General features: G+C 72.7%; 6 protein-coding genes. 3 read left to right on the forward strand and 3 right to left on the reverse strand.

Annotated elements, in window-relative coordinates:
• Window positions 1-52: 52 nt before the first annotated feature.
• Window positions 53-1,093 carry a phosphotransferase gene (locus E1266_RS17390; protein ID WP_165966118.1) on the reverse strand — a complete coding sequence of 347 codons (1,041 nt, stop codon included), beginning with the start codon at window positions 1,091-1,093 and terminating at the stop codon, window positions 53-55.
• Entirely contained in the window at window positions 1,090-2,067 is a 978-nt protein-coding gene (locus E1266_RS17395) for a hypothetical protein (RefSeq protein WP_132048161.1), read from the reverse strand. The genes E1266_RS17390 and E1266_RS17395 overlap by 4 nt, the downstream gene beginning before the upstream one ends.
• 154 nt (window positions 2,068-2,221) lie before the next feature.
• Between E1266_RS17395 and E1266_RS17400 the strand changes: the two genes are divergently transcribed.
• Window positions 2,222-3,352: an acyl-CoA dehydrogenase family protein gene (locus E1266_RS17400; protein WP_132048163.1), complete on the forward strand. Its 1,131-nt coding sequence runs from the start codon at window positions 2,222-2,224 to the stop codon at window positions 3,350-3,352.
• Window positions 3,349-4,248 carry an acyl-CoA dehydrogenase gene (locus E1266_RS17405; RefSeq protein ID WP_132048165.1) on the forward strand — a complete coding sequence of 300 codons (900 nt, stop codon included), beginning with the start codon at window positions 3,349-3,351 and terminating at the stop codon, window positions 4,246-4,248. Before E1266_RS17400 ends, E1266_RS17405 begins: the two co-directional genes overlap by 4 nt.
• Here the strand turns inward: E1266_RS17405 and E1266_RS17410 are convergent.
• Window positions 4,232-5,776 carry a FadD3 family acyl-CoA ligase gene (locus E1266_RS17410; RefSeq protein WP_132048167.1) on the reverse strand — a complete coding sequence of 515 codons (1,545 nt, stop codon included), beginning with the start codon at window positions 5,774-5,776 and terminating at the stop codon, window positions 4,232-4,234. The genes E1266_RS17405 and E1266_RS17410 overlap by 17 nt on opposite strands.
• Window positions 5,777-5,941: 165 nt before the next feature.
• Here E1266_RS17410 and E1266_RS17415 point away from each other — a divergent pair.
• The coding region (locus tag E1266_RS17415) for a membrane dipeptidase (RefSeq protein ID WP_132048169.1) at window positions 5,942-7,253 on the forward strand (1,312 nt) is incomplete at its 3' end.

A 7,253-nucleotide genomic window follows, 5' to 3' on the forward strand; every position in this document is an offset into this window, starting at 1 on the left:
TCAAGACGTCACCCGAAAAATGCCGAAACGTCCCTTGCGCGGGCGCGGTCTCTCAGGTGAGGAGGGACAGCGCGTTCAGGTCTCGCGCATGGTGGGCGTGGCGGGTGGTCATGGTGCGGAACATCTCGTCGCCGCGGTCGGTGCGTTCGACGATCATGGACGCGCCGATGGACATGACGATGCCGTGGAAGGCGTGCCGGCGGTAGGCGTCCCAGCAGTCGTCCCAGGTGAGAGCGACACCGCGCCCGGTCAGCGCCGCGTGGTAGCGCTCGACGAGCGCACGTTCGTGAGTGCGGCGGGCCTCGACCGGGAGGCTGGAACCGAGGAAGTACGCCAGGTCGGCCGGGCCGGGGCCGTAGGCGCAGGTCTGCCAGTCCACGACGGCGGCGCGCGGGCCGCCGAACAGGAGGTTGTCGGCGCGGAAGTCGCCGTGGAAGAGGGTGGACGGCCCCTCGCGGTCGGCCAGGTAGCCCCCGATCGAAGGCAGGAAGTCCTCGATCAGCGCGAGGACGTCGGGGCCCAGGTCGGCGCCGTAGCGTTCCTTGAAGCCCTCGTAGAGGCCGGTGACCATCGCGGCGGTGAAGGCGGCCGCCTCGGCGTCGTGCCGGTTGAGCCAGGGCAGGGCGGCGAGCGCGGGGTCGTCCCAGCCGGCGGCGTGCAGGGCCGCCATCTCGTCGATCGCGGCGGCGGCGTTCTCGGCCGTGACTCCGGCGAGCTGGTCGCCGGGCTGCGCGGGCGCGAGGTCCTCCAGCAGGACGGTGTACTCGTCCTGCTCGGGCTCATAGGCGGAGAAATGGCAGGCGGGCACGCCCGCGTCGAGGCGGCCGGCGATCTCCGCGTAGAAGCTCGCCTCGACCTCGTAGGTGCGGACGGCGCGGGCGGCGGCGCGGCTGGACGGGTCGGCGGCGGGGACCTTGGCGACCATGGTGGGCGGGAGGCCGGTATCGCCCGCGTAGGTGAGGAACAGGCGGAGGCTGTCGGACACCTGGCCGGTGCCGACGGGCTCGGTGCGGACGGCGGTGACCTTCGTCGCGAGGGCGTCGCTCAGCCAGGCCGCGGTGAGGCCGGCAGCGCCGGAGACCGGTGGGGTCATGGGTTCTCCTCGGCGAGATGGGACCAGCCGTGGTCCCGCCAGTCGGGGGGTTGGTGCCATTCCGTCCAGCCGTGGCCGGTGCGGCCGTCCGCCGCCTCGAAGCGGCACAGCGCGCGGACGAAGTGGGCGGGGCGCCCGTCGGGCGAGGTGATCGCGACGGGCGCGAACGCCACCGGCGCCAGAGCCGTCGGGGCGCCGGGGAAGCGGAGGTCGGAGCCGGTGGGCAGGTCCGCGGGGCCGAAGGCCGTCCGCGCGGAGAAGCCGGCCCGGTGGCCGATCTCGCCGCCGGGCGGGACGGTGAAGCACGGCCAGGGGATCGGGAAGCCGATGTTGGCCTGCATGCCGTGCACGAAGGTGCCGTCGTCGAGGCGGCCGGACGTCCAGAGCCAGGACACCTTCCACCAGTCGCGCTCGCCCCAGCTGTGGTCGCGCTCCCCGTGGGCGTCGATCGCGATGGTCTCGCCGCCGACCGTGACGGTGCCGGACACGGTGCACGGGATCTCGTAGCGCGGGATGTCCTTGTAGGGGTAGACGCCGCTGACGGTGTCCCACCGCAGGTCGAAGGCGAGCCGCGTCGTTTCGGCGCCGGCGAGGTCGCCGTAGGCGTCCGTGGGGTCGGTGAGGACCGAAGCGGTCCCGTCCAGGTTGACGAAGGCGGGGCCGAAGGGCTCGGTGATCTTCTGGGTCGCGGTGTAGTTCGAGGCGCGGACGTCGGTGGCTCCGGGCTCGGGCAGCGGCGCGTAATTGTCCGCGACGATGACCAGGGGGCGGCCGGGCCCGACGAGGGCCGCCCAGTACCAGGCGCGGTCCCAGTTCGGGTAGAGGCCGAGGCGCACGTACCCGGCGAGGGACCCGTCGGGTGCGGCGAAGTCGAAGTAGTAGGACTCGTTCCACAGGAGTTCGGGGCCCGGTTCGTGCCGCGCCTCGTCCTCCGGCACCAGGCTCCAGGTGCCGTGCTCGACGATCTTCGCCATGGCTCCCTCCCGATCCCGAATCAGATTCGGGATCGGGGCGATCCTAGCCCCGCGGCGCCTTTCCAGGGGAGCGGTCCCGGGTGGTGGGACTCCGCACCCGTGCCAGCCCGGCGGGCCGGTTACTCTACCAAACAGTTGTTAGAAAGAGGGTCGGATGGATCTTGAGTTCGGGGCGGCGGACGAGGAGTTCCGCGCCGAGGTGCGGGCATGGCTGCGCGAGCACGTCCCGGCCGAGCCGCTGCCGTCGCTGGAGACCGCGGAGGGCTTCGCGGCGCACCGGAAGTGGGAGCGGACGCTCGGCGAGGCGCGGCTCGGGGTCGTGTCGTGGCCGGAGGAGTACGGCGGGCGCGGCGTCTCCGTCCTGCGGTGGCTGGTCTTCGAGGAGGAGTACTACGCGGCCGGGGCGCCCGGACGGGTCAGCCAGAACGGCATCAACCTCCTCGCGCCGACGCTGCTGAAGCACGGCACGCCCGAGCAGCTCGCGCGGATCCTGCCGCCGATGGCCGCGGGTGAGGTGATCTGGGCGCAGGCGTGGTCGGAGCCCGGCGCGGGCAGCGACCTGGCGGCGCTGCGCGCGACCGCCACGCGCGCGGACGGCGGCTGGCTCCTCGACGGCCAGAAGACATGGAGCTCGCGGGCCGCGTTCGCCGACCGCGGCTTCGGGCTGTTCCGCTCCGACCCGGAATCCGCGCGGCACAAGGGCCTCACGTATCTGATGTTCCCGCTGGACGCGCCGGGCGTGACGGTCCGGCCGATCGGGCGGCTGGACGGCAAGCCCGCGTTCGCCGAGCTGTTCCTCGACCGGGTGTTCGTCCCCGACGCGGACGTCATCGGGGCGCCCGGGGACGGCTGGCGCGTCGCGATGGCCACCGCCGGGAACGAGCGCGGGCTGACGCTGCGCAGCCCCGGCCGGTTCACCGCGGCGGCCGAGCGGCTGGTCGAGCTGTGGCGGGAGCGCGCCGACCCGTCCGACACGGCCCTGCGGGACCGCGTCGCCGACATCTGGATCAGGTCCCGGGCCTACCGGCTGAAGGGCTTCGAGACGATCTCGCGGAGCGAGGACGTCGGCGCCGAGTCGAGCCTCAACAAGGTCTACTGGTCGGAGCTGGACGTGGCGCTCCACGAGACGGCCCTCGACCTGCTCGGCCCGGACGGCGAGCTGCGGTCGGAGTGGCTGGAGAACTACGTGTTCTCGCTCGCCGGCCCCATCTACGCGGGCACCAACGAGATCCAGCGCAACGTGATCGCCGAGCGCCTGCTCGGCCTGCCGAGGGGGTCGCGGTGAAGTTCGTTCTCTCCGCCGAGCAGCGCATGTTCGGTGAGACGCTGCGCAAGCTGCTCGCCGAGGCGGGCACCGCGCGGGCCGCCCGCGCCTGGGCCGCCGGGGACCCCGCGCCGGGCCGGGAGCTGTGGTCGGCGGCCGCCGGGGCGGGGGTGTTCGCGGTCGCCGTCCCCGAGGCGGACGGCGGCATGGGCGTCCTGCCGGTCGAGCTGGCCGTCGCCGCCGAGGAGCTGGGACGGGCCGCCGCGCCCGGCCCGTACGTCGAGACGCTCGCCGCCACCGAGCTGCTCGGCGGCTCCGACTGGCTCGCCCGCATCGCGGAAGGGGACGCGGTCGTGTCGATGGCCGTCCCGCACGCGCTGGACGCCGACGTCGCCGACCTCGTCCTCACCGCCGACGACACTCGCCGCGAGCCCGGGGAGCTCCTCACCTCGCTCGACCCGGCCCGGCGGCTGTTCCGCGTCGAGGGCGGCGGCGGGTTCACCGGCCTAGGGGCGCTGCTGTGCGCGGCGCAGCAGATAGGGCTCGGGCAGGCGCTGCTGGACGTGTCGGTCGAGTACGCCAAGACGCGGCAGCAGTTCGGGCGTGCGATCGGCGAGTACCAGGCGATCAAGCACCACCTGGCGAGCGCGATGGTCGAGCTGGAGTTCGCCCGCCCGCTCGTGTTCGGGGCGGCGCTGTCGTACGGGACGCCGGACTTCGCGCGGGACGTCTCCGCCGCGAAGGTCGCCGCGTCCGAGGCGTCCTACGGGATGGCGAAGACCGCGCTCCAGGTGCACGGCGCGATCGGCTACACCGACGAGTACGACCCGTCGCTGTGGATCCGCAAGGCGCGGGCCCTGTACTCGGCGTGGGGCACGCCGTCCGAGCACAGGGCGCGGGTCATGGCCGCTCTTTGAGCTCGACCCGGCGGACCTTCCCGGACGCGGTCTTCGGGAGGTCGTCCACGAAGACGACCTCCCGGGGCACCTTGAAGTTGGCGAGCAGTTCCCGGCAGTGCGCGATCAGCTCGTCGGCCGTGGCCTCGCGTCCCGGGCGCAGCCGGACGTACGCGCGGCCCACCTCGCCCATCCGCGCGTCGGGGACGCCGACGACACCGGACTCGGCGACCGCGTCGTGGCGGGCGAGCACGTCCTCGACCTCGGCCGGGTACACGTTGAAGCCGCCGACGACGAACATCTCCTTCGTCCGGCCGGTGATGGTGAGGTTGCCGCGCTCGTCCAGCCGTCCCCGGTCGCCGGTGTCGAGCCAGCCGTCCCGGATCGTCTCGGCGGTCGCCTCGGGGTCGTCCAGATAGCCCGACATCACGTTGTAGCCGCGGACGAGGACCTCGCCGTCCGTGCCCGCCGGGACGCGCTCGCCCTTCTCGTCGACGATCGCGACCTCGACGTCCGCGATGGGCCTGCCGCAGGTGGTGGCGATGGTCTCGTCATCGTCGTCCACCGAGCACGCGGTCACCGTGCCGGACGACTCGGTCAGCCCGTACGCGGTGACGACCTGCGGGAACAACTCGTCCCTGATGCGGCGCACCAGCGCGACGGGCACGTCCGCGGCCCCGGTCACGGCCAGCCGCAGCGACGACAGGTCGTGCTCGGCGCGGCCCGGGGCGTCCAGCAGCGACGTGTAGATCGTCGGCGGGCCGGGCAGCACGGTGATCTTCTCCTGCTCGATGAGCCGGAGCGTCTCCGGGACGTCGAACGTGCGCTGCAGCACCATCGTGGCGCCCTTCAGCAGGCACGCCAGGACGCCCGCCTTGTAGCCGAAGGAGTGGAACATCGGGTTGACGATGAGGTACCGGTCGCCGGCCTTGACGCCCGTCCGGCCCGTCCACGCCTCATAGGTGCGGATGTTCTGCTCGTGGGTGCACATGACGCCCTTGGGGCGGCCGGTCGTCCCGGACGTGAACAGGATGTCGGCGACGTCCTCCGGCCGCACGTCCACCGGGCCGGCCCCGGCCTTGCCCACGAACTCGCCCCAGGTGACGACGCCCGGCCGCGCCGCCCCGTTGAACGTGACGACCGTCGTCAGATCGGGCAGCCCGGGGATCGCCCCTGCCCCGTCCAGGCCGAGCATGCCCGGATAGTCGATGCCGAGGAAGCCGTCCTCCACGAAGAGCGCCTTCACCCGCGCCTTGGCCAGCGGCCAGCGGGCCTCGTCGCCCTTGAACCGCGTGTTCAGCGGCACGAGCGTCGCCCCGGCGCTCACGGCGCCGAGCACGGTGACGATCCAGGACAGGCTGTTCGGCGCCCAGATCGCGACCCGGTCCCCCGGCGCGACACCGGCCCCGGCGAACGCGCCCGCCGCCTCGCGGACCCGCTCCCGCAGCTCCGCGTAGGTCACCCGGACGTCCCCGTCCACGACCGCCTCCACGTCCGGGGACGCCCCCGCCGCCCGCGCCAGCACCGCCGGAATCGTCAGCTCGCTCATAACCCCCCATGGTGACCGCGGCGGGGCCGCACCGGCCGCGCCTTCCCGCTCAGCGGTACCGGCCCGCGCCCACCACCGGACATCACTAACGTGAGTTTTGTTCGGTTTTCTCGCGGAGTGGGCATATATCAGGCACCTCAGCCCACCCCCACGCGCGAGGTGCCTATGCGCTTCCTGCTCCCCCTCCGGCGTGCGGCCTCGGTGCCGCTCGCCCTCATCCTTCTCGGCTCCCTCCTGACACCCGCCGCGCAGGCGACGACCCCCCGGACCGCCGCGGCCCCTGACGGGGAGGTGCGCGGCTACATCGACGCCCACACCCACCTGATGTCGTACGAGGCGTTCGGCGGAAGCCTGATGTGCGGCAAGCCGTTCGACCCGCGCGGCGTCCCGGAGGCGCTGCGGGACTGTCCCGACCACGCGGGGAACGGCGCCTTCGCCTGGTGGGAGAACTTCACCCGGCACGGCACGCCGTTCGGCACCCACGACCCCACCGGCTGGCCGACGTTCAAGGACTGGCCCGCCTGGGACTCGCGCACCCACCAGCAGGCCCACCACACCTGGCTCGAACGCTCCTGGCGCGCCGGGCAGCGCGTCCTCGTGAACCACCTGGTCGCCAACCGCCAGCTCTGCGAGATCTACCCCCTCAAGCGCAACACCTGCGACGAGATGGCCGTCGTCCGCCTCCAGGCGCAGCGCATGCGCGAAATGGAGGCTTACATCGACGGCCTCAGCGGCGGCCCCGGCAAGGGCTGGTTCCGCCTGGTGCGGAACTCCGCGGAAGCCCGCGACGTGATCCAGCGGGGAAAGCTCGCCGTCGTCCTGGGCGTCGAGGCGTCCGAGCCCTTCGGCTGCCGCACGATCGCCGGCGCCCCCCAGTGCACACGCGAGGACATCGACCGCGGCCTGGACGAGATGCAGCGCCTGGGCGTCAGCTCCATGTACGTGTGCCACAAGTTCGACAACGCCCTCTGCGGGGTCCGCTTCGACGGCGGCGCCACGGGCGCTTTCGTGAACACGGGCAACTTCCTGGGCACGGGCCGCTTCTGGCAGGTCGAGAAGTGCACGGGCCAAGCCCGCGACCACACCATCACCCCCGCGGGCGGCCTCGGCGACTCCCTCAAGAACCTCCTGCGCCTCCTCGGCCAGGCAGGCGTCACGCTGCCGCTCTACCCGAGCCCCCCGCACTGCAACGTCCACGGCCTGTCCGACCTCGGCGAGCACATGGTGCGCGGCCTGATGTCCCGCCACATGATCGTCGAAGTCGACCATATGAGCGCCAAGGCCGCCGACCGGACCCTCGACATCCTGGAGGCCGCGCAGTACCCGGGCGTCATCTCGTCCCACAGCTGGACGGACGAGACCTACCTGCCGCGCATCTACCGCCTAGGCGGCATGGTCACCGGCTACGGCCACTCCGCGGACCAGTTCATCGCCGAGTGGAAGCGCTGTCTCTTATACACAGCTGACGTTGCCGAGG

Source organism: Actinomadura sp. 7K534, from assembly GCF_004348575.1.
GTDB lineage: Bacteria > Actinomycetota > Actinomycetes > Streptosporangiales > Streptosporangiaceae > Spirillospora > Spirillospora livida.

Excerpts from the sequence above, each read along its gene's own strand:
- E1266_RS17400 (WP_132048163.1), top strand. The coding sequence starts at position 2,222 with ATGGATCTTGAGTTCGGGGCGGCGGACGAGGAGTTCCGCGCCGAGGTG.
- E1266_RS17395 (WP_132048161.1), bottom strand. The coding sequence starts at position 2,067 with ATGGCGAAGATCGTCGAGCACGGCACCTGGAGCCTGGTGCCGGAGGAC.
- E1266_RS17390 (WP_165966118.1), bottom strand. The coding sequence starts at position 1,093 with ATGACCCCACCGGTCTCCGGCGCTGCCGGCCTCACCGCGGCCTGGCTG.
- E1266_RS17410 (WP_132048167.1), bottom strand. The coding sequence starts at position 5,776 with ATGAGCGAGCTGACGATTCCGGCGGTGCTGGCGCGGGCGGCGGGGGCG.